This window comes from Micromonospora sp. NPDC048835, assembly GCF_040649995.1.
Lineage (GTDB): Bacteria > Actinomycetota > Actinomycetes > Mycobacteriales > Micromonosporaceae > Micromonospora.
Window position 1 is genome coordinate 24215 of sequence record NZ_JBEZGM010000027.1, and the last position, 22847, is coordinate 47061.

Consider the following 22847-nt stretch of genomic DNA (forward strand, 5'->3'; position numbering starts at 1 on the left):
TGCGTGGATTTTCCAGCGATCTCGCAGAGGTGAGGGTGAAATGGTCGGGCACGGGGGATTGCGCCTACTTACACGGCGCAAACGTCTGGCGACGTTGACTGCGGCGACGTCGCTGGTGGCGAGCCTTCTGGTGGGTACACCGGCGGCTGCGAAACCGGAAGACGGTGGATTGTCCAAACTGCCGCCCATGTCGCCCGGACGGTCGGTGACCGGTGTCAAGCCGCTGCCCACGAAATTCGTGACCCCACCCGACCAGGCGAAGTCGACCTATCGCCCGTCGCGAACGGCGTGGCCGAAGGCCGCCTCGACGCCGGTGGAGCTCACCGGATCGGCGTCCACGACCACCGCCACTGCACCGGCGAAGACCCGCGCGGCGGGCACTCCGGTCTGGGTGGCACCGGTCGTCAGACGCGGACGGTACGCCGCCCCACAGCAGATGCGGGTGTCGGTCGCCGACCGTAAGGTGACCGAGGCAGCAGGCGTTGGCGGCGTGCTGCTCTCGGTGACCCCGTCGTCGCCCGCGTCAGCCAGCGGATCGATGCGCATCGGCGTCGACTACGCCGAGTTCGCTGAGGCGTACGGCGGCAACTACGGCTCCCGACTGCGGCTCGTGCGGATGCCCGCATGTGCCCTCACCACACCGGCGCTCGCCGAGTGCCGAACGTCGACTCCGTTGGCCTCGACCAACGACCCGGCGACCGAATCGGTCTCGGCCGAGGTGCCGCTGACGACCGCCACCGCCGACAACCGCTCAGCCGGCGCAGCAACGATGGTGCTCGCCGCCGTGGCGGGTGCCGGCGACGAGGGCGGCAGGGGCGGCACCTACGCGGCGACCGACCTGAAACCGTCCGGATCATGGACCGCGGGTGGTAGCACCGGCTCTTTCACCTACTCGTACCCGATGACGGTGCCGTCGACCCGGTCGAAGCTCGTGCCGCAGTTGGCCCTCTCCTACAACTCCGGCGGGGTCGACGGTCAAACCGTCGCCACCAACGCGCAGGCGTCGTGGGTGGGCGAGGGGTGGACCACTCCGAAGTCGTACGTCGAGCAGACCTTCGTCTCCTGCGCCGACGACCCGGGCGGCAGCCCGTCACCGGTGAAGACGAGCGACCGCTGCTACGCGGGCCCGATCCTCACCATCGCCCTCAACGGGTCGTCCAGCTCGCTGATCTGGGACTCCACCAAGAAGATCTGGAAGGCGCAGAACGACACGGGCGCAGTGGTCACCCGGGTCATGAACTCGGGTAACGGCAGCGGCACCAAGGACACCGACTACTGGCGGGTCACCGAGCGGGACGGCACCGTTTACGAGTTCGGCCGTAACCGGCTCCCGGGCTGGACGACGAACAAGCCGGAAACGAAGTCGGTCGACCACGTCCCGGTCTACTCGGCACACTCGGGAGACCCCTGCTACAGCACGGCCGGTTTCAGTTCGTCGGTCTGCACCATGGCGTACCGGTGGAACCTCGACTATGTCAAGGACGTCCACGGCAACGCCATGGCCTACTACTACAACCAGGCCACCAACTACTACGGCCGCAATGAGGGCGCCACCGACGTGTCGTACATCCGGGACAGCAACCTCGCCCGGATCGACTACGGCTTCCGCGACAACGGCGCGTACGGCATCGTCCCCAATCAGGTGGTCTTCAATACCGACGACCGCTGCCTCTCCGGCACCTGCAAGCCGCTGAACGAGGCGAACAAGGCCAACTGGCCGGACGTACCGTTCGACCTGGTCTGCAACTCGGGCACGGACTGCAAGGCGTGGAGTCCCTCGTTCTTCTCCACGGTTCGGCTGACGTCAATCGAGACCCAGCAGTACGACGCGAGCCTCAACCCGCCGTACCGGAAGGTCGACTCCTACGCGCTCGCCCACACGATGCCGGCGACCGGGGACGGCACGGCACCGACGTTGTGGCTGTCGTCGATCACCCGTACCGGGCACGACACCACCTCCGGCGGCTCGGCCAGCGCCATCGCCCTGCCGTCGGTGTCGTTCACCGGCATCAAGCTGCCCAACCGGGTGGACATCACGGGCGGCTACCCGTCGTTCTACCGGCAGCGCATCGCGACGATCACCACCGAGACCGGTTCGGTCATCTCGCCCAGCTACGAGCTGCCGCAGCCCTGCTCCGCGCCGGTGACGGTCAGCCCGGCGTCCAACACCCTGTCGTGCTACCCGGTCTACTGGACTCCGGAGGGTTTGTCGGACCAGATCCGCGACTGGTTCCACAAGTACGCGGTCACCCGGGTCACCGCGACCGACCCCACCGGTGGCGCCCCGGCCACCTCCACCAGTTACCAGTACGTCGGCGGTGCGGCGTGGCACTTCGACGACAACGAGGTGGTCAAGGCCAAGTACCGCACCTATGGCCAGTTCCGCGGCTGGGGCAAGGTCCAGGTCCGCAACGGTGACGGGGTGAACGACCCCCGCACCCTGGGTGAGACCACCTACTACCGGGGCATGAGCAAGAACAACAACAGCACGGTCGTGAACGTCACCGACAGCGCCGGCGGCAACCACGAGGACGTCGACCAGCTCGCCGGTCGTGCTTTGGAGACCACCTCGTACCTGGGTGACGGTGGTCCGATCGACAACTCGACTGTCACCTCGTACTGGGTGTCGGACGCGACCGCGACCCGGAGCCGTACAGGGCTACCGGCGCTGACCGCGACGTTCAGCGCGCCGGTGCAGACCTGGCGGCGGCAGGCGGTCACCTCCGGGTCGAGCACCACCTGGCGATACAGCCAGACCGACATGTCGTACGACGACTCGACCAGCTCGGCGACCTTCGGCCTGCTGCAACACTCGTACGACCACACCGTTCCGGCGAACCCCGCCTACGACAGATGCACGAGCGCGACGTACGCGCCGGCCAACACCGGTCTCAATCTGGTCGGCCTGACCAGCCAGGTCGAGACCGTGTCGGTGGCCTGCGCCGGCTTCAGTGCCGGCTCGCCGGCCTCGGTGCCGGGCAGCACCAACACGCTGACCGCCCCGACCACCGTCAACCGGCCCGCACAGGTCGTCTCGCACGTGCGGACCTACTACGACGACACGCAGTTCTCGACCACGTTCCCGCAGGCCGCCCCGAGCCGGGGCAACGTCACCATGGTCCGCAAGGCGTCCGACTGGGTCTCCGGCGGGTACGTCTACCAGACCACCGACAAGGCCGAGTTCGACGCCTACGGCCGGGTCACCGGCAGCTGGGACGGCAACGATCACAAGTCCACCATCAGCTACACCGACAACTCCGCCGGCCTGACCACCGGCATGACGTTGCAGAACGCGGAGGGTCACGCCACCTCCACGACGATGACCACGCTGCGCAACCTCCCCACGAGCAGCACCGATGCCAACGGGGTTGTCACCCGTACCCAGTACGACGCGCTGGGTCGGCTCACGGCGGTCTGGCCGGCTTCCCGTCCGACGAGCGAGCCGGCGAGCGTGAAGCACACGTATGCGGTGTCCAAGACGGGAACGACCGCGACGACGACTGAGACGCTGAACAAGAACAGCTCGTACGTCACGTCGACGACGATCTACGACGGCCTGTACCGGGTGCGGCAGACCCAGTCGGACACGAACCTGGGTGGCCGGATGGTCACCGACTCGTTTTACGACAGCAGGGGTTGGGTGCGGGCGACCTACAACGGCTGGTGGGACGCAGGCAGCATGCCGGGCACCTCGCCGGTCTACGCGGATTCGCTCGTCAAGAAGGCCCTGAACCAGACCTTCAACACCTACGACGGGCTTGGCCGGGTCATCATCGCCGAGAGCGCCCGCGACGGGGTGGTCAAGTCGTCGACCAGGACGGTGTACAACGGTGACCGCACCACGGTCATCCCGCCGACTGGTGGCACTGTCACTGCGGCGGTCAACGACCCGATGGGCCGGCTGGAGAAGCAACTTCAGTTCACCGCTGCGCCGACGCTGGTTTCCCCGTCGAACTCGTTCACCGGCGTCTACCGGCTCACCGGCGGCACCTCGGTGGACAGCAGCTACGGCTACGACGGGCACGGCAACCAGTCCACCGTGACCGATACTGCCGGTAACCCCTGGGTCAGTACGTTCAACCTGCTGGGGCAGGTGGTCAGCAAGGACGACCCGGATGCCGGCACCAGCACCATGCGTTACGACGGCGCGGGCAACGTCATCGAGTCGACTGATGGCCGCGGTAAGACCGTCTCGTACACCTTCGACAAGATCGACCGTCGTACGGCGAGCTTCGCCGCGTTGACCTCCGCGCAGTCGGCAAGTAACAGGCTGGCCACCTGGGTGTACGACAACGACAACAACGTCGCGTCGATCACGAACGCGATTGGCAAGTTGACCACTGCAACGGCCTTCCGTAACGGTGCCGAATACAGCACTCAGTGGATCAACTTCGACTCCTTCGGCAACTCGAAGGGCGAGACGATCACCATCCCCGCTGCGGAGGGCGCCCTCGGCAACTCCTACGCGTTCGGGCACACCTATTCGACGGTCACCGGGATTCCCCTCACCGACACCTATCCGGCTCGGGGCAACCTGCCCGCCGAGACGGTTTTCCACGGCTACGGAGGACGGCTGGACCTGCCGACCAACGTGGCCGGGCTCGCCAGTTACAGCACGAACACCGACTACGACGCCTGGAGTCGTGTCACCCGTAACACGGTCGGCTCTACGACGAGCCTGGCCTCGATCGTCAACATCTACGACGACCACAACGGGCGACCCAAGCAGCAGGTGGTAACCAAGACGACGACCACCACGAAGGACGTCGGCAAGCGGGACTACGAATACGACCTCTTCGGCAACATCACCAAGACCGTCGACACCCGCTCGGACCCGAGCACCGCGTCAGAGACGCAGTGCTACCGGTACGACGCGCTGCGACGGCTCACCAAGGCATGGACGGCGACCGACGCGTGCGCGGTCGACCCCACCTCGGGTAACCGCGCCATGGTCGGCAGTGGCATCGGTGCCACCAGCGCCTACTGGACCGAGTGGAACATCGACTCGCTCGGTAACCGGAAGAGCCAGACTCAGTACTCGACGTCCGGCGGGACCGACACCACCACCAACTACGTGTACGACGGCAACGCCAAGGGCCAGCCGCATACGTTGACGAGCACTGCCACCTCCGGCGGACTAACCGGCAGCACCTCGTACGGCTACGACGACGCGGGCAACATGACCACCCGCAAGGCCGGACAGGGCACCCAGACGCTGAACTGGGACGACGCCGGAGAGTTGGCCTCGGTGACCGGCAGCACGGGCGGAAACAGCTCGTTCCTGTACGACGCCGACGGCAACCTGCTGATCCAGAAGGACCCGGGGGTCACCACTCTTTACCTGCCAGGTCAGCAGATCACCCTCAACACCAGCACCCAGGCGTTGAGCGGCACCCGCTACTACCCGCTGCCCAGCGGTGCGATGGCCTATCGAACGGGCAGTGGCACCGCGTACGGGTTCACCGTGCCGGATCATCAGGGCACGCCGTACCTCTACCTGAACAACACGGCCCAGGTGCCGACCTGGCGGCAGTACACCCCGTACGGCGCGCCCCGCGGCTCCACCGTCACGGCACCGGACAACCGTGGCTTCCTCAACCAGCCCTTGAATACGAACACCGGCCTGACCCAGGTCAGCGCCCGGAACTATGACCCGACGATCGGCCGGTTCGTCTCGGTCGACCCGTTGCAGGACCTGGCCGACCCGCAGCAGTGGAACGGCTACTCCTACGCCAACAACTCCCCGGTCACGATGAGCGACCCAGATGGCCTGATTCCCGCCGACTGCCTGGAGTACGACTGCCGCGGTTACGACCCGCGGCCCCTCAAGGACGGCGACGGCCGTGGGGCAGGTGGCTGCCCGGGAGGCTGCGGCACCGAGGCGAACATCGCGTGGGGCGACGCGAACGGCAAGACGACCACTAAGTCGAGGTTCGATCACCCGCGCAACCTGGGTCACGGGATCATGGTTCCGCCCACCGTTCCGCTCGAGGATTTCATGCGGCGATGGAACGACCAGCGCGCTGCGTATTACAAGACGTTTAGCCAAGGCAACAACGACGTCCTGATGGAGCGGGACACCCGCATGCTCGCGCTCAGCATCTGTTGGGACATGAGCGCCTCCAAGGGGTGCGGCGATTGGTATCACGAGTTGTGGTCCGGCCACTTCGATTGGAGTGTCGAGAATTTGCCGGACGATGACAGGCTCATATCCGGCAAGCCCGGGAAGTTGGGTAAGGGCGGAAAGGGATGCAATTGCGGCTGCAAAAGCTTTAGTGGTGACACCAAGGTTCTAATGGCCGATGGCACTACAAAGCGATTCGACGAGATCAAAGCCGGGGACGAGGTCATGGCCGCGGACCCGGAGACCGGCGAGCAGGGCCCCCGGGTCATCACTGACGTATGGGTCCACCAGGATGATCTCGTCGATCTTCAGCTGGTGGGCGACACTCTGACAACAACGGAGGATCACCCCTTCTGGAACCGAACCGACCGGCAGTGGCAGCGAGCCGACGAGCTGGACGCGGGAGATCTGGTGCTAACGGTGGACGGTGGTAGTCGACCGGTCCTCGGTATTCGCGCGAGCGGTGCTCAGATAGCCCTTGCTTACAATCTCAGCGTCGCGGGCATCCACACGTATTATGTGATCGCAGGAAGCACTCCGGTGCTCGTTCACAATGAAGGCGGGGACGACCCCTCTCTCGGGAAGATGAAGAAGCTGTCGGACGGACAGGCCAAGAAGCTCGTTGGAGATGTTCATGAGTTCAAGCAGGACGTTGTGGGGCGAGGTGCAAAGATATCGTCTTACGACGTCTATCTTGAAAAGTCGACCGGGAATCTTTACCTGATGGACAAGGCTGGGAAGAATCCGATCCCGACCTACGTGAACAAGGGTGGAACCTGGAACCCTGGGACGAGTAAGGCACATGGTGGCTGCTGAATCTGGACAAAGAAAGCCTGTCAAGCAATTGGCTGTGTTTCTCGTTGCGAGCGACAATTTGTCGGTCGAGCAGATGGCGTCGGTGTTGGGCACTGCGGCTGATATCGCCTTGGCTAAGGGGGCCATCCGTGAGGGCGCCATTGCCCGTATACCCGCTCGTCAGTCTACCTGGGAGATGCGGGAGGAGGCCCTATCCGCTGGCGAGGCAGTGGGGCAGATGCTTGGTCGCTTGAGGCCCCTCCGGAGCCAGGTTCGGGAATTGCTTGACCGTGGATGCGTGGTCAAGTTTTCGGTTGTGCAGTATGCGGGTCGCGGTACTGATCTGTCCTTCGCTCTTGATGGAGATGATCTCCGCCTCTTGGCAGAAATGAAGGCGTTGATCGACGTAGTGCATTATTCTGAGCACTGACCTGTCGTTTAGTTTGAGTAACGTGTGGGCGGGCACGAAAGAGTAACTGGTGAATTTCGTGCAACTGCTCATGCGTTGATGTTTCGCTGCGGGGAGTGCCGCGCCTCCATTGATGGGCGCGGCACTCCTAGCCTATCTATCGTGCGAGCTATCCGCGATGTCGGCAGAACGGTGCATCGAGGTGGCTGATTTGGGATCCGCGTGCAGTCGCGTATGGAGCGCTAAGAGGCTGGCTTGGTCGATGCCAACGCATTCTTCTTTAGCGCTGCTCGCGGTCAGTTGGCGCAGGCCGGGTGCTCGACTAGGTCGTAGCATGACTGTGTGCGCCGCCCCCACCCGCCGCGGCCCGCAAGCGCCACGCGGCCCCGCCTGCTCGTCGCCCTGACCGCCGTCGTCGTCCTCACCGCCACCACCGCCGCCTCCTGCGGCGACGAAGGCCCCGACCTCGCGCTCGCCTCGGCCGCCCGTAACCCGGTCACCGAGGTGATCGACGCCCCGGCCACGGTGACGGCCCGCGCTGCCGCCACCCTCACCGCCCCCGCCGACGGCACCCTCAAAAGCCTGCGTGTCCAACCTGGACAGCGGGTCAAGCGCGGTCGGGTGCTGGCCGTTGTCGACTCACCGAGCGCGCAGCAGCGTCTCCGTCAGGCCAAGGAGGCGCTGGCCGCCGCGAAGCGTGCCGGCCGGGGTGTCGGCGCGGGCAACCTGACCAGCAGTCGGCGCGGCACCGACAAGGCCGCCGACGAGGCGTTCGACGCCGCTCGGAAGGCCGCCGAGAAGATCGCCGACCCCCAGGTGCGGAATGCGCTGCTGACCCAGGTGACCTCCGCGCAACACCAGTACGCGGCCGCCGCGCGCAGCGCCGACCAGGCGGTTCGCGCGGTGCAGCGGGGGATCAACGGGTTGAGTTCCGCCGTCGGCGCGCTCTCCGCGGCGCAGCGGCTCCAGGCCCAGCAGGCGTACGACCTGGCGAAGGCGACTGTCGACGCGCTGACGCTGCGCGCCCCGATCGCGGGGGTGGTGCAGCCGGGTGGCACCAGGTCCAGTGGTGGCGCGAACGCCGGTCTGGCCGGTCTGTTGGAGCAGGCCGGCGGGGCCGGCCTCGACCCGTCCGTGCTGGCCCCCAGCCAGGGTGGGCCGCCGGCCGGCGTGGACGACGCGGTCGCGGTCGGCGGGCTGGTCAGCGCCGGAGCGCCGGTACTGACCGTGGTGGACACCGGGCAGTTGGGTCTGCTCGCCGAGGTCGACGAGACCGACGTGCTGTTGGTCAAGGCCGGCGTGCGGGCCACCGTCGAGCTGGACGCCATCACCGGTGCCAGCTACGACGCCACCGTCCGGTCGGTCGACGTGCTTCCCACCAACTCCGCGCAGGGCGGGGTCACCTATCGGGTACGCCTGGCGCTTGGTGCGGGGAAGCTGGCCGAGGACACGCCGGCCCCGGCGCCCCGCCCCGGCATGAACGCGATCGTGCGCCTGCGGGTACGCGAGGCCGTCGACGCGGTGACCGTCCCCGCTTCGGCGGTGTTCTCCGCCGACGGCCGGGACGCGGTCTGGGTGGTCCGGGACGGTAAGGCGGACCGGGCGTCGGTGACAGTGGGCGTCCAGGGGGCCGACCTGGTGCAGATCGTCGACGGCGTGCAGCCCGGCGACCGGATCGTGGTGCGCGGGGCCGACCAGGTCCGCGAGGGCCAGGAGGTCCGGTGACCGCACCCGCCGCCTCAGGTCGACAACGCGGGGAGCGGGTCCCAGCGATCGAGGCGGTGGACGTGTCCCGGACGTACCAGCTCGACGGGGTGTCGGTGGAGGCGCTGCGCGGGGTGTCGCTGACCGTGCAGCCGGGGGACTACGTTGCCCTGGTCGGGCCGTCCGGGTCGGGCAAGTCCACCCTCATGCACCTCCTCGGTGGGCTGGACCGGCCCACCGGTGGCAGGTTGGTGATCGGCGGGCGGGACGTCAACGCCCTGGCCCCGCCGGAGATGGCGACCCTGCGCAACGAGACGATCGGCTTCGTCTTCCAGGCGTTCCACCTGCTGCCGCGTACCTCGGCGGTGGAGAACGTGGCGTTGCCCCTGGTCTATCGGGGGGTGTCGGCCCGGCAGCGGCGGGAGCGGGCGGCGGCGATGCTGGGCCGGGTCGGCCTCGGGCACCGGCTGGACCACCGGCCCAACCAGATGTCCGGCGGTGAGCAGCAGCGGGTGGCGATCGCCCGTGCGCTGGTCACCGAACCGACGGTGCTGCTGGCCGACGAACCAACCGGCAACCTGGACAGCGTCACCGGCGCCGCCGTGCTGGAGCTGTTGGAGCAGTTGAACGCGGAATCCGGGGTGGCGCTGGTGATGGTCACCCACGACCAGGAGGTGGCGGCCCGGGCCCAGCGTCGGATCACCATGCGCGACGGCGTGGTGGTGGCGGACAGCGCCGCGACCATGGACAGCGCCGACCCGAACTCCGGCCATGATCGACCGCCGTCCGCTGATCACGGTCGACCTGCGACACTGGTCCCCGCTCCCAGCGCGGAGCCCCGGTCCGCGTCCGGAAGCGGCCCGGGGCACCCGTCCGGTGGCTCCGGTGGCGCCGCCGGAGCCACCGGGCGCCTTCCGCACGAGGTCGAGCAACCCGGGGGTACGGCGTGAGGGTCGCCGAGGCGTGGCGGGTGGCGCTTGACGCCCTGCGGGCGAACCGGCTGCGCAGCGCGCTGACCATGCTCGGGGTGATCATCGGGGTGGCCTCGGTGGTGCTGCTGGTTGCCATCGGCACCGGCACCAAGCAGAAGGTCGAGCAACAGGTCGAGGGCCTCGGCTCCAACCTGCTGCTCGTGGTCCCCGGCCGGATCGAGGTGGGCAACGCGCCTGTCGTCTCGCCGTTGACCCTCAAGGACGTGGACGCGGTCACCCGGGTGGTCGGCGACCCGGACCGGGTGGCGGTCACCGTCGCCTCCGGGGCGACCGCCCGGGCCGGCGCCCGTTCGGACTTCACCACCGTGCAGGGCGTACTGGAGACGACCCCGGCGGTGTTCACCCGGTCGCTGGCCCGGGGACGCTATCTCACCGGCACCGACGTGGACACCAGCCGACGGGTGGCGGTGCTCGGCGACTCGGTGGCCCGGGCGCTCTTCCCCGACCGGGATCCACTCGGCCAGCAGGTGGCGCTTGCCGGGGTGCGGTTCCGGGTGATCGGCGTCTTCGCGCCGCTCGGGCAGAGCCTCGGCGTCGACCGGGACGACGAGGTGCACGTGCCGGTGACCGCCGCCCAGCGACTGTGGGGCACCCAGCGGGTCGACGGCATCGCGGTGAAGGCCCCGGACCGGGAACGGATCGACGAGCTGGGCGAACGGATCGTCGCCGAGCTGAACCGCCGTCACCCGGACACCGAGTTCAGCGCGGTCACCCAGCAGCAGATCCTCGGCGTGCTCGGCGACATCCTCGGTGTGCTCACCGGGGTGCTGGCGGCCATCGCCGGCATCTCGCTGCTCGTCGGCGGGGTCGGCGTCTCCAACATCATGCTCGTCAGCGTCCGGGAGCGGACCCGGGAGATCGGGCTGCGCAAGGCCGTCGGCGCGCGTCCCCGCGACATCGGCGTGCAGTTCCTGCTTGAGGCGGTGCTGCTCACCACCATCGGTGGGCTCACCGGGATGGCGCTGGGGGTGGGAACGGCCCTGCTCGTCGACGCGCTGTCGCCCATCCCGGCGGCGATCACCTGGTGGTCGTTGGCGCTCGCCTTCGGCGTGTCGGCGGTGGTGGGCATCGTCTTCGGGGTGGTTCCCGCGCAGCGCGCCGGCCGTCTGGACCCGGTGGTCGCGCTGCGCACCGAATGAGCATCCGCGGATCAAAAGGACTGCGGGCGCGGACGGGCCGATATCGGGAGCGCGGACCGGGTGAACCAGCCACCGAAACATGATCAGTTGCAGGAAGGGATCGCGCCGGTCACAACCGCCCCGCTACCGTACTGGTAACACGCGCGTCGCTGGCCCGGCCCGGAGCATCCGTCGGGTTGGCACGCGCCGGGCATGGGATGGGTCGGTGAGCCATGGCCGGGTCACAGTCCGACGGACGGCTGTCGGAGGTCAAGTTCCTGACCGTCGCGGAGGTGGCGACGGTCATGCGGGTGTCGAAGATGACCGTCTATCGCCTGGTGCACAGCGGTGAGCTCACCGCCGTCCGGGTCGGTCGGTCGTTCCGGGTGCCCGAGCACGCGGTGCACGAATATCTCCGGGGTGCCTTTCAGGAGACCGCCTGAGTCACCACCCCGTCCTCCGATCGCCGGCTGACCGGCATCGGTGGACGTAGGAAGTGACCTCGCGAGCCCCGCGGTCGCGCGCCGGCGACGGCTGCGACGGGGGCGCGTTGGTCCGGCTGACGCCCTCCGGCTACCCTGGAGCCCGACCGAGACCCCGCCGGTGCGCCCCGCCGCCCAGACTGGTCCGGTCCGTTGTCCGCAAGCGGTCGCCGTCGCCACCTGCGTGGTGTCATCCGGTCCGCCCCGAACGTTGTATCGAAAGGCTGTCGTATGGGCTCGGTGGTCAAGAAGCGCCGTAAGCGCATGGCTAAGAAGAAGCACCGCAAGCTGCTGCGCAAGACCCGCGTCCAGCGTCGCCGTCTCGGCAAGTGATCGCCGCCGGGCTCTCGGCCCGGCGCTCGGCGTCACTTGCCTAACTGTCGACCTCCGGAGGCTCAGGTGATCAGGCCGTGGTCGTCCCGGCTCGGTCCTTCCTGCCGGGGTAGGTGCGTCAGATGACCCCCGGTGGCACCTCAGGTGCTCCGGGGGTCGTCGTCGTCACCGGAGTGGGCCGTTACCTGGGTGCCCACGTGGCGGCCCGGCTGGCCGCCGACCCGCGCATCGAACGGGTCATCGGGGTCGACGCACCCGACTCCGGCACCGAGTTCACCGACCTGCTGGACCGGGTCGAACGGATCCGCGTCGACAGCGGCTCGCTCGGTGGTCTCCTCGCCGACCTGAACGTCGACGCCGTGGTGCACCTTGCGCTCGTCACCTCACCCGACCCGCAGCACGGTGGCCGGTCCGCGATGAAGGACCAGAACGTCATCGGCAGCATGCAGATGCTCGCCGCCTGCCAGCGGGCCCCCCGGCTACGCAAGCTCGTGGTCCGCTCGTCGACCGCCGCGTACGGGGTGTCGTTCCGGGACCCGGCGGTCTTCACCGAGGAGACCGAACCCCGGGAGGTGCCGCGCGGCGGTTTCGGCCGCGACATCCTCGACCTCGAGGGGTACGTTCGCGGGTTCCGCCGCCGCCGGTCCGACGTCACCGCCACGGTGCTGCGCTTCGCCCCGTTCATCGGTTCGACCGCCGACACGACGTTGACCCGCTACTTCTCGCAGCCGTTCGTGCCGACCGTCTTCGGCCGTGACCCCCGCCTGCAGTTCCTGCACTTCGACGACGCGTTGGAGGTGCTGCACCGGTCGATCGTGGAGGACCACCCGGGCACGTACAACGTCGCCGGCCCCGGGGTGCTGTCGCTGTCCCAGGCGATCCGCCGCGCCGGCCGGGTGGCCGTGCCGGTGTTGGAGCCGGGTCTCTCCGGGGTGGTGGCGCTGGCCCGCACGATGGGCTTCGGCCGCTACGGCCTGGACCAGGTCGACCTCTTCGTGCACGGCCGGGTGGTCGACACCAGTCGGCTCGAGCAGGAGTACGGCTTCACGCCCCGGTCGACCGCCGAGGCGTTCGAAGACTTCATCCGCGCCCATCACGGTGGGGTGGTGGTCACCCGGGATCAGTTGGCCGCTGCCGAGCAGCTCGTCCTGGACGGCATCCGGCAGGTCCGGTCGGCGGTACGGGAGCGGTCGTCGTGAGCGTGAGGAGTGAGCCGGGTTTGCGAGCCCCGCAGTCGCGAACCGAGGTAGCGCTGTGAACGGGCCGGCGGAGGGGCGCGACCCGCGGTCGGTCGGGCGGTTCGACGTACCCCAGCAGGTGCCCGCGCCGGACGCGGAGCCGGCGCGGCGCAACGGACACCGGCCGGCAGCGCAGGCCGCGCCGACGCCGGCCTCGCACGCAACGCCGGCCCCGACGCCGGGCTCGACCGCGACGCCGGCCGCGACGCCGGCTGACGAGGTCGACGCCGGGTTGCCCGGTGGCACCGAGCCGGCCGTGTCGGACCGGCCCGGGGACCACTGGGACCGCAAGGTCGCGAGCGGGTTGGCGTTCCTGCGCCGGCGGCTCTCCGGTGACTACGAGGTCGACGAGTTCGGTTTCGACTCGGAGTTGACCGATGCGGTCTTCCACCCGCTGCTGCGGCTGCTCTACCGGGACTGGTTCCGCACCGAGGTCAGCGGGGTGGAGCACGTCCCCGTGGACGGGCCCGCCCTGGTGGTCGGCAACCACTCCGGGACGGTGGCGCTCGACGCCCTGATCCTCTCGGCGGCGCTGCACGACAAGCACCCCGCCCACCGCTACCTGCGGCTGCTCGGCGCCGACCTGGTCTTCCGGATGCCTGTGGTCTCCGAGTTGGCCCGCAAGACCGGCGGCACGGTGGCCTGCAACCCGGATGCCGAGCGGTTGCTCGGCGGTGGCGATCTGGTCGGCGTGTTCCCGGAGGGTTTCAAGGGCATCGGCAAGCTCTACGCCGACCGCTACAAGCTGCAACGCTTCGGGCGGGGCGGGTTCGTCTCGGCGGCGCTGCGCACCGGCACCCCGATCGTGCCCGTCGCCATCGTCGGCGGCGAGGAGATCTACCCGATGCTCGCCGACATCAAGCCCCTGGCGCGGCTGCTCAAGCTGCCGTATTTCCCGGTGACGCCGACGTTCCCGCTGCTCGGCCCGCTGGGCATGGTGCCGCTGCCAAGCAAGTGGCTGATCGAGTTCTGCCCGCCGATCCCGACCGCCCACCTGACCGACTCGGCGGACGACCCGCTCGTGGTCTTCAACCTCGCCGACCAGGTGCGGGAGACCATTCAGCAGACCCTGCACACGCTGCTGGAGCGACGGCCCGACCCGTTCGGCCCGTAGACGGCGCTGGCCAGCAGATCCGCCCCGACGGAGGTGACCGGCGGCGACCGGCTCAGCCGGCGCGGCGACGGCGTTGCAGGGCCAGGCCGGCGGTGACCGCGCCGGCGACCAGCCCGGCCGCCGCGGTCGACGGTACGGCGATCTTGACCGCTCGTCGGCCGGTGCGGAAGTCCCGTACCTCCCAGCCGTGCTGGCGGGCCTGCCGCAGCAGTGCTCCGTCCGGGTTCACCGCTACCGCCCGGCCCACCGAGCGGAGCAGCGGCAGGTCGTTGGCCGAGTCGCTGTAGGCGGCGCAGCGGGCCAGGTCTAGCCCCTCCACGGCGGCGAGTTGGGTGACCGCCTCGGCCTTGGCCGGGCCGTGCATCAGGTCACCCACCAACCGCCCGGTGTACGCCCCGCCGGCCACCTCGGCCACCGTGCCGATGGCACCGGTCAGGCCGAGCCGGGCGGCGATCACCCGGCCGATCTCGACGGGGGCGGCGCTGACCAGCCAGACCCGCTGCCCGGCGTCCAGGTGACGCTTGGCGAGCTGGTGGGTGCCGGCCCAGATCCGGGGGGCCATCATCTCGTCGAAGATCTCCTCGGCGAGGTGCTCGACCTCGTCGACCCGCCAGCCCTCGACGAAGGCCAGCGCCGCCTCCTTGGCCAGCGACATGTCACCGGCGTGCTCCCGCGCCAACAGCCGGAAGCGGAGCTGCTGCCAGGCGAAGCGGGCCAGGTCGCCGGTGGTCAGATAGTTGCGGGAGGCGAGCCCACGGGCGAACCAGTAGATCGACGCGCCCTGCATCATCGTGTTGTCCACGTCGAAGAACGCCGCAGCGCTCGGGTCGGCTGTGCCGACCGGGGCCAGGTCGGTCTCCGTCCAGGCCGCGGTGTGCCCCTCGGCGTCGGTGCTGACCGTCACCTTACGGCTACGCGCCACGCGATTCCCTTCCTCACCGGTACGACAGATGCTCCTCGCGAGGGTATCCGCCGTAGATGGCCGACCGGCCGGGCACACAGCGAACTGTGCCGCGGCCGGTCGGACATGCGGTATAGGAAGCGCAGGTCAGCGAGCTCCCGGGCAGGCGTTCGGCGCTGGGCCGAGCGCGTCGCTGGCGGCCGGTGCCGGCAGGCCGCAGGCGATCGCCGCGCGTAGGTCGTCGGAACGTTCGCGGATGCTGTCCAGCAGCAGCAGCGACCGCTGGGTGCGTTCCCGGTCGACGCGGGTGCTCTCGTCGAGCAGCCCGCGTACGGCCCGGCGCTGGCTCGACACGAAGGCGTTGAGAGTGTCCAGGCTGCCCGGCTCGGCCCGCTGCACCGCGGCCGAGGTCAGCAGGCGAACTCCCTGCCGGCTGTCGGCGTCCATGTCGTCGAGGACCGCGCTGTAGCCGATCCGGTCACCGCGCAGCTTGGCGGCTTCGCCGACCCTGGTCCGGGCGAAGTCCAGGAAGAGCTGGCCTCGGCTGATGTCGGAGCTGGCCAGGGCGAGTTGGGCGCGTTCGGTCGAGCGCTTCATGCCGTAGAGCGCGTCGCCGGGCACCGCGTTCTCGCTGGCGGCGGAGATCCCGGAGACGGCGATGGCCCCGGCGGCGATGCCGACCAGGATCGCGCCCCGGGCGCGGGCCCGCCGGGCGGTGACCGCCGGCAGCAGCCGCCCACGGGCGGTGGTGGCGGTGGCCGGTTCGTCGACCGCCGCCGGTGTGCTGCCCAGCCTTTCCCGCTCGGCGGTCGCGAGCAGCATCGCCCGCAGGCCGGTGCGGAAGTCCTGGTCCACCTCGACAGCCGGGGGGTCGACGCTGAGCCGCTGACCCACCGCGACGAGTGGCGCGAGTTGACCGTCCACTCGGGATCGCACGTGGTGTCGCCGAGCGCCGTTGGCCTCGTCGAGAAGCTGCGCGAAGCGCTCCGCGCGCCGGCGGGAGAAGAGGGTGTTGTCCACCGCAGGCACCTCCTCTCGCTGGTAACGGCCGGTCGGCCGCCGTCGTTGCCAGCGACCGCGGCGGCAGTGTGACACCACGGAGGTGAGGTGCCGCCGGCGAGCCGGTCGGACCTCGGTGACCCGGCTTGCCGGGACATCCAACGGTCGCACCCGGAGAAACGCGGCGGGCCGGGCACGGGTTACGGGCCGGGCGGAGCCGAAATTACGGAAAGTGATGGTCATCACCGGGCGGGACCGACCCTGAGCTGCACGGACGTCGGTGACGCCCGTCGGCCCCGCCGTAACAAACTACGGCTGGAAGCCGTCGGGCAGGAGGCGGGCCAGGGCGCGGACGGCACGGTACTGGAGGGCCTTGATGGCCCCCTCGTTCTTGCCCATCGCGCGAGCCGTCTCGGCGACCGAGAAGCCCTGGAGGAAGCGGAGCACGATGCACTCCTGCTGCTCCGGGTTGAGTTGTTTCACGGCGGTGAGGAGCGCGACGTTGGTGATGTGCTCCACCACCGCCGCCTCCGGGCTGCCCTCCGGGCCCCGGTCCTCCCGGTCGGCGTCGAGCACGTCGCCGGTGGTGACCTCGAGCCGGTACCGGCCCGACTTGAAGTGGTCCGCGACGAGGTTGCGGGCGATCGTCACCAGCCAGGCGCCGAGGTCGCGGCCCTGCCAGGTGAAGCTGCCGATCCGCTTGAGCGCACGCAGGAAGGTGTCCGAGGTGAGGTCCTCGGCGAGCTGCCGGTTGCCGACCCGGAAGTAGACGAACCTGAAGACGGTGTCGACGTACCGGTCGTAGATCAGACCGAACGCCTCGGACTCGCCGGCCTGGGCCCGCTCGATGAGCGTCCAGACCTCGGTCGCCGGGTCGGACGGGTCCGGGCGGCTCGGGAAACCGGTCGGAGTGGTGGCGGTGGTGGCCGGCACCGCCGGGATCACCGCGGTCTCGCCCGCCGCCGGTTCCGTGGTGACCGCGGGTGTGTCGCCTATCCGACGACCCTGCACGGGCATGACGGGTCGGGGCGGTACGGCGACCCGGCCACCGGCCGGCTTCGCGTTTCCACCGGGCACCGCGGGCCGCGGCGGCGGCTCGTTGTGTGTCCGGCTGCGGGTCCGCTGTGCCGCGCCGTCGCCCCGCACGACGCCGCCGTGCTGCTCGTCGAGGGGGGCGCGGGCTGCTGGCCGCTCGTTGACGTGGGAGCGGGCCGGCTGACCGGTCAGGCCGACCGGGCGTTCCGCGTAACCGAAGGTGGTCACCGTGTTGCCCCCGTCCCGTCGGTCACCGGGCGGGCCGGTCTGGGTCTCGTCGGGGCGGACCGACCGGGTGATCGGTCGGGCAGGACGGTCGAGGGGGTTGCCGACGGGCGGCAAATCCCCTGGAGGTGCTGGTCCAATGCGCTGACAGGCACGGGGGCCTCCTCGGGCTGAGGGGTGTCGACTCACGGCAAATGGGGTGACCCGACCCGAGTGATGATAGGGCCAACGTCACCCGCGCGTGGCAAGTCCGTTACACAAGGCGGAAGTATTTCCCGCTCCCCCGCGCCGGCGGCGGACCGGTTGTCCGTCGTGTGCGTTTGACTTTCCGTCGACCCGGTGTTCCAGGATGGATCCCCAGGTCGCAGGCTTACCGACCGTTCGGCTGGCCCGGCGCTCCGGCCGGTCGGCCGGAGGCGGCCGAAGTGCTTCCTCCCGACGTCGCACGTCCCACCGACAGGACCTGATCGGATCGCCGGTGGCACACCGGACAGTCCCGTACATGGGACTGTCGTGGTGGCCGGTTCGGCCCGGCCCCACGGGCCGCGAGGCGTGGCCCGTCGCCGTCCGCTGTGCCAGACTCGATCACCGTGCCGGACGTCTCGGAAAGCCTCGCGCCGAACCTCGCCGACCGGGTCCGCCAGGCGGCTCGCGCCCGCGCCGACCGGCCCGCGCTGCACTGGCGCGAGCACACCCTGAGCTGGTCCGAACTGGACGCCGCGGTGGACGCCGCCGCCCGCGGCCTGTCCGCCGCCGCACCACCCACCGACCCCGGGGGTACGCCACCCCGCGTCGCCATCGCACTGCCGAACACACCGGACTTCGTGATCGCCTGGCTCGGCGCTCTCCGCGCCGGGCTGGTCACCGTGCCGGTCAACCCCGGCTTCACCGCTCCGGAGCTACGACACGTGCTGGCCGACTCCGGTGCGTCGGTGCTGATCGCCACCGAGCGCGTACGGGGCCTGGTCGCCGACGTGGCCACCGAGCTGCCCGCGCTCACCCGCACGTACGCCACGCCACCGACCGCCGAGGCGCCCGGACCGCCACCCCGCCCTCGACGGGGCGGCGTCGACCTGGCGGTCCTGCTCTACACCTCGGGCACCGAGGGGCGACCCAAGGGAGCGATGCTCTCGCACCAGGCGCTGCTCGCCAACCACGAACAGGTCGCGCGGATCGACCCGCCGGTGGTCGGACCGACGGACACCGTTCTGCTCGCGTTGCCGCTGTTCCACGCGTACGGGCTCAACTCGGGGCTCGGCGCGGTCGTGCACCACGGCGCGACAGGCGTGCTGCTCGACGAGCCAGACCCGGCGGCGGGGCTGGACGAGATCGCCCGGCACCGGGTCAGCGTGCTCGTCGGCGTACCGTCGATGTTCCTGAGGTGGGCCGGTGCGGCCACGGCCCGCGCGGCGACCGCGTCGGTGCGGGTGGCGGTCTGCGGCGCGGCACCACTCGAACCCACGGTCGCGGCGCGCTTCACGGAGGCCACCGGGCACCAGGTGCACATCGGGTACGGCCTCACCGAGACCGCGCCCGTGCTCACCTCCACCCTGGTCGGCGGGGTGGCCAAGCCGGGTTCGATCGGCCGGCCCCTGCCCGGTGTGCGGCTCCGCCTGGTCGGCGCCGACCAGGTGGACCTGTGGCGCGACGGGCTCGCCGTCCCCGACGACGACCCGGATGACCTGGACATCTCCGACGTGGCACCGGGCACCGACCCGGGGCAGATCGTCGCGAGCGGCCCCAACCTCTTCACCGGCTACTGGCCCGACGGTCGGGGCGGCCCGGACACCGACGGCTGGTGGGGCACCGGCGACATCGCGTACGCCGACGAGGACGGGGACCTCTTCCTTGTCGACCGGCTCGGCGAGTTGATCCTGGTCAACGGCTTCAACGTCTATCCGCACGAGGTCGAGCTGGTCCTCGCCGGGCACCCCGGGGTGGCCGAGTCGGCGGTACTGGGTGTGCCGCACCCGCGGACCGGCGAGACTGTGCGGGCGTACGTGGTGCCGGCACAGGGCCGACCGGTGACCAGCGAGGAGCTGCTCGCCCACTGCGCACGCAACCTGGCCCGGTTCAAGTGCCCGACCACCGTCGAGTTCGTCGACGCCCTGCCGCACTCGGCGATCGGCAAGGTACGCAAGGCCCAACTCCGGTCGGCGACGCCGACCGACCGTACGGAGGTAACCGATGGCCACTGACGCCCGACTCGCCCTGATCACCCGACCCGGCTGCCACCTCTGCGACGACGCCAAGGCGGCGCTGGACCGGGTGGTCGCGGTCACCGGCGACAAGTGGGTCGAGTGGGACGTCACCGCCGACGAGGGGCTGGAGCGCGAGTACGGGGACCGGCTTCCGGTGGTGATGCTCGACGGCAAGGAGCACGGTTACTGGCGGGTCGAGGAGGACCGGCTGCTGCGGGACCTGACCACGCCCCAGCTCTGAGGAGTGCCTATGGTGCTCGGATGACCCCTGCATCCCCGCACCTCGTCTGGGACTGGAACGGCACCCTGCTCAACGACCTCAGCCTGGTGGTGTCCGCCACCAACGTCGTGTTCGCGAGCCTGGGCGGGCCGACCGTCACCTCGGACGAGCACCGGGTGCGGTTCCGCAGGCCGATCGCCGACTACTACGCCGAGGTGCTCGGGCAGGCCGTGGACGACGACGAGTTCGGTCGCCTGGACAAGATCTTCCACGACGCGTACCGGACCGGGTTGACCACCTGTGAGCTGGCCGCCGACGCGCGCGCCGCGATGGCCGCCTGGCCGGGCACCCAGAGCCTGCTGTCCATGTGGTTCCACGAGGAGCTGGTCCCGACCGTGCACACGTACGGCCTGACCAGCCACTTCACCCGGGTCGACGGGCTGCGCGCCACGGTCGGCGGTGACCGCAAGGCCGAGTCGCTCAAGCTGCACCTGGCCGAGCTGGGCGTGGACGGCACCTCGGTGGTGCTGATCGGCGACTCCATCGACGACGCGGACGCGGCGCTCACCGTGGGCGGCCGTGCCGTCCTCTACACCGGCGGGTTCACCGACCCGGGCCGGCTGCGTGCCTCCGGTCACCCGGTGGCCGACACCCTCACCGGCGCGGTGGCGCTGGCCCGGGAGGTCAGTTCCGCAGATAGGTGAGCACCGCCAGCACCCGCCGATGCTGTTCGGTGTCCGGCGGAAGGGTGAGCTTGGTGAAGATGTTGCGCACGTGCTTCTCCACCGCACCGTCGCTGACCACCAGGGCGCGCGCGATGGCGGTGTTCGAACGCCCCTCGGCCATCAGGGCGAGCACCTCGCGCTCACGGGGGGTCAGCTCCCGCAGCGGGTCGTCGCGGCGGCGTCGGGCGAAGAGCTGACCGACCACCTCCGGGTCGAGCACCGTGCCGCCGCCCGCCACCCGGCGCAACGCGTCCAGGAACTCGTCGATCGCGGCCACCCGGTCCTTGAGCAGGTAGCCGATCCCGCCGCCGCCGGCACCGCCGGTGGTGGCCAGCAGATCATCGGCGTACGACACCTCGACGTACTGGGAGAGCACCAGGATCGGGGTGCGTGGCACCAGCCGACGGGCCTCCACCGAGGCCCGGAGCCCCTCGTCGGTGTGTGACGGCGGCATCCGCACGTCGACGATCGACACGTCGGGTCGATGCTCCTGCACGGCCGCCACCAGGGCGTCGCCGTCCCCGACGGCGGCCACCACCTGGTGCCCACTCTCGGTCAGTAGCCGGACCAGCCCCTCCCGGAGCAGAACGGCGTCGTCGGCGATCACGATGCGCATGGGTGTGGTGTCTACCACGTCGCACCCGGCCAACGGGGAATCCTTTCGCTCAGAGGGGAAGCTCGGCGCGGATCTCGGTGGGGCCGCCGGTCGGGCTGACCACGGTCAACTCGCCCCCGGCGGCCCGGACCCGGTCGGCTATCCCCGCGAGCCCGTGCCCCTTGGCCAGGTGCGCGCCGCCCTGCCCGTCGTCACCCACCCGCACCTGGAGCTGGCCGCCCTGCCGGGTGACGGCCACCGTCGCCTCGGTGGCCCGGCTGTGCTTGGCCACGTTCGTCAGCGCCTCGGACACCACGAAGTACGCGGTGTTCTCCACCGCCGGGTCGAGCCGGCCGGACGGGGTGCCGAGCTGCGGGTCCACCTGGAGCTCGATCGGGATCAGCCCCCGGGCGGCGATGGCGGCCAGGGCGCTGGGCAGGCCCCGGTCCACAAGGATCGGCGGGGCGATGCCCCGGGACAGCGCCCGTAGCTCGGCAAGCGTGTCCCGGGTCTGGGCGACGGCCTCGTCGATGGTGCGGCCGGCTGCCTCCGGGTCGGAGGAGAGCTGCATCCGGGCCCGGCTGAGGTCCATCGCCAGCCGGACCAGGCGCTGCTGGGGGCCGTCGTGGATGTTCCGCTCCAACCGTCGCAGCGCGGACGCCTCGGCGGACACGGCAGCCCGCTTCTGCTCCTCCAGCACGGTGATCCGGTCGCGCATCTCGGCCACCCCGGTCAGCATGGCCTTGGCGAAGCTGGCCTGGAGCAGCGCGCAGCCCCGCACCACGATCGGCAGGGTGATCAGGAAGAACACACCGAGCGCCGTGTACAGGCCGATCCGGGCGGTGGTCGAGTCGCCCAGGCCGAGCAACTGCGCAAGATCCTGGTCACCCTCGCCGTCGGCCCGGGGCAGGGCCCAGTCGTACGCCCAGTAGAGCGAGCCGGCGGTCGCCGCAGCCCACCAGGAGACGGTCACCACGAAGGTGCCCGCCGCCGCGATCAGCCGCAGGATGCCGTGCGCCAGGTCGAGCCAGGACTGGGCGTCCCGCATCGGCACGAAGATCCGCCGCCAGGCGTTCGCCCTCGCCTCGGGCAGCCGGTAGTGCGGCCGGATCCGGGGTTGGTGGAGCACCGCGGGCAGCCGCAACCGCTCGACGTCGGCCAGCCCGCGGGCGGCGTACAGGGTGCCGCTGAGGATCGGCAGGCCGATCACAGTGACCACCAGGCCGATGCCGACCGCGAGGCCGACGATCAGGACCACGAAACTGGCCACCGCGAGAGGCAGACCGAGCACCACGTACCCGGAGTCGACGAAGAGCTGGCGGGGGATGCTCGGTGCCAGCGCAGGTCGGTCGCTGGTGGCGGCAACGGCGGTCATGCTCAAAGGCTAGGCAGTAGGACCCGGTGCCCCCATCCCGAAACCCCGCCTCTCCTCCGTAGTGCTGCCCCTACCCCCGCCCTCCCGCCCCCGCCCTCCCGCCCCCGCCCTCGTCTGCGTCGATCTTGCAGTTGTGGATGGAGGTTTGTCCGTTTGTGGGGTGAAAGGCGGGGACAGTAAGTGCAAGATCGCGGGCGGGGCGATGCCGGTGGGCCGGGCCGGCGCGGGATTGGTCAGAGAAGTCGGGATTGAGCAATAATCG

At 70.1% G+C, this 22847-nt stretch carries 17 protein-coding genes; 12 read left to right on the top strand and 5 right to left on the bottom strand.

Annotation, left to right across the window (positions count from 1 at the left end; translation table 11 throughout):
• The first annotated feature begins 187 nt into the window (after window positions 1-187).
• The 9 genes from AB0C15_RS26185 (at window position 188) to AB0C15_RS26225 (ending at window position 14309) form a co-directional block, all read left to right on the top strand.
• The gene (locus AB0C15_RS26185) at window positions 188-6940 is read left to right on the top strand and encodes an RHS repeat-associated core domain-containing protein (RefSeq protein ID WP_357356175.1); all 6753 of its coding nucleotides are present in this window, start codon (window positions 188-190) and stop codon (window positions 6938-6940) included.
• Window positions 6927-7349 (top strand): DUF4279 domain-containing protein, encoded by a 423-nt coding sequence (locus AB0C15_RS26190; protein WP_357356177.1) that lies wholly within the window; start codon window positions 6927-6929, stop codon window positions 7347-7349. The genes AB0C15_RS26185 and AB0C15_RS26190 overlap by 14 nt, the downstream gene beginning before the upstream one ends.
• Window positions 7350-7670: 321 nt before the next feature.
• Window positions 7671-9053, top strand: coding sequence for an efflux RND transporter periplasmic adaptor subunit (locus tag AB0C15_RS26195; protein ID WP_357356179.1), 1383 nt, complete (start codon window positions 7671-7673; stop codon window positions 9051-9053).
• Window positions 9050-9982 carry an ABC transporter ATP-binding protein gene (locus tag AB0C15_RS26200; protein WP_357356181.1) on the top strand — a complete coding sequence of 311 codons (933 nt, stop codon included), beginning with the start codon at window positions 9050-9052 and terminating at the stop codon, window positions 9980-9982. The genes AB0C15_RS26195 and AB0C15_RS26200 overlap by 4 nt, the downstream gene beginning before the upstream one ends.
• Window positions 9979-11163 (top strand): ABC transporter permease, encoded by a 1185-nt coding sequence (locus AB0C15_RS26205; RefSeq protein WP_091402733.1) that lies wholly within the window; start codon window positions 9979-9981, stop codon window positions 11161-11163. The genes AB0C15_RS26200 and AB0C15_RS26205 overlap by 4 nt, the downstream gene beginning before the upstream one ends.
• Window positions 11164-11375: 212 nt before the next feature.
• The gene (locus AB0C15_RS26210) at window positions 11376-11585 is read left to right on the top strand and encodes a helix-turn-helix domain-containing protein (protein ID WP_007465625.1); all 210 of its coding nucleotides are present in this window, start codon (window positions 11376-11378) and stop codon (window positions 11583-11585) included.
• A gap of 270 nt (window positions 11586-11855) precedes the next feature.
• Complete coding sequence (locus tag AB0C15_RS26215) at window positions 11856-11957, top strand: AURKAIP1/COX24 domain-containing protein (RefSeq protein WP_007465623.1); 102 nt, start codon at window positions 11856-11858, stop codon at window positions 11955-11957.
• Between the two features lie 122 nt (window positions 11958-12079).
• Complete coding sequence (locus AB0C15_RS26220; RefSeq protein ID WP_357356184.1) at window positions 12080-13156, top strand: NAD-dependent epimerase/dehydratase family protein; 1077 nt, start codon at window positions 12080-12082, stop codon at window positions 13154-13156.
• 271 nt (window positions 13157-13427) lie between these two features.
• Window positions 13428-14309 (top strand): lysophospholipid acyltransferase family protein, encoded by an 882-nt coding sequence (locus AB0C15_RS26225; RefSeq protein ID WP_357356275.1) that lies wholly within the window; start codon window positions 13428-13430, stop codon window positions 14307-14309.
• Between the two features lie 52 nt (window positions 14310-14361).
• On the opposite strand, the gene AB0C15_RS26230 is transcribed toward AB0C15_RS26225, so the two are convergent.
• From AB0C15_RS26230 to AB0C15_RS26240, 3 genes are all read right to left on the bottom strand, one after another.
• Window positions 14362-15231, bottom strand: coding sequence for an HAD-IB family hydrolase (locus AB0C15_RS26230; RefSeq protein ID WP_357356186.1), 870 nt, complete (start codon window positions 15229-15231; stop codon window positions 14362-14364).
• Window positions 15232-15357: 126 nt separating this feature from the next.
• Window positions 15358-16230, bottom strand: coding sequence for a DUF5667 domain-containing protein (locus AB0C15_RS26235; RefSeq protein WP_357356188.1), 873 nt, complete (start codon window positions 16228-16230; stop codon window positions 15358-15360).
• A gap of 288 nt (window positions 16231-16518) precedes the next feature.
• On the bottom strand, window positions 16519-17472 hold the full coding sequence (locus tag AB0C15_RS26240) for an ECF subfamily RNA polymerase sigma factor, BldN family (RefSeq protein ID WP_357356190.1): 954 nt from the start codon (window positions 17470-17472) through the stop codon (window positions 16519-16521).
• A 587-nt stretch (window positions 17473-18059) separates the two neighbouring features.
• Here AB0C15_RS26240 and AB0C15_RS26245 point away from each other — a divergent pair.
• From AB0C15_RS26245 to AB0C15_RS26255, 3 genes are read left to right on the top strand one after another with little or no spacing between them, the layout of a single operon-like run.
• Window positions 18060-19667: an AMP-binding protein gene (locus AB0C15_RS26245; RefSeq protein WP_357356192.1), complete on the top strand. Its 1608-nt coding sequence runs from the start codon at window positions 18060-18062 to the stop codon at window positions 19665-19667.
• Complete coding sequence (locus AB0C15_RS26250) at window positions 19657-19911, top strand: glutaredoxin family protein (RefSeq protein ID WP_357356194.1); 255 nt, start codon at window positions 19657-19659, stop codon at window positions 19909-19911. The genes AB0C15_RS26245 and AB0C15_RS26250 overlap by 11 nt, the downstream gene beginning before the upstream one ends.
• A 20-nt stretch (window positions 19912-19931) precedes the next feature.
• On the top strand, window positions 19932-20594 hold the full coding sequence (locus AB0C15_RS26255; RefSeq protein ID WP_357356197.1) for an HAD hydrolase-like protein: 663 nt from the start codon (window positions 19932-19934) through the stop codon (window positions 20592-20594).
• Here the strand turns inward: AB0C15_RS26255 and AB0C15_RS26260 are convergent.
• Together AB0C15_RS26260 and AB0C15_RS26265 are read right to left on the bottom strand one after the other, a co-directional pair.
• Entirely contained in the window at window positions 20575-21231 is a 657-nt protein-coding gene (locus AB0C15_RS26260) for a response regulator transcription factor (protein WP_357356199.1), read from the bottom strand. The genes AB0C15_RS26255 and AB0C15_RS26260 overlap by 20 nt on opposite strands.
• A gap of 49 nt (window positions 21232-21280) precedes the next feature.
• The gene (locus AB0C15_RS26265) at window positions 21281-22585 is read right to left on the bottom strand and encodes a sensor histidine kinase (RefSeq protein ID WP_357356201.1); all 1305 of its coding nucleotides are present in this window, start codon (window positions 22583-22585) and stop codon (window positions 21281-21283) included.
• Window positions 22586-22847: the final 262 nt, after the last annotated feature.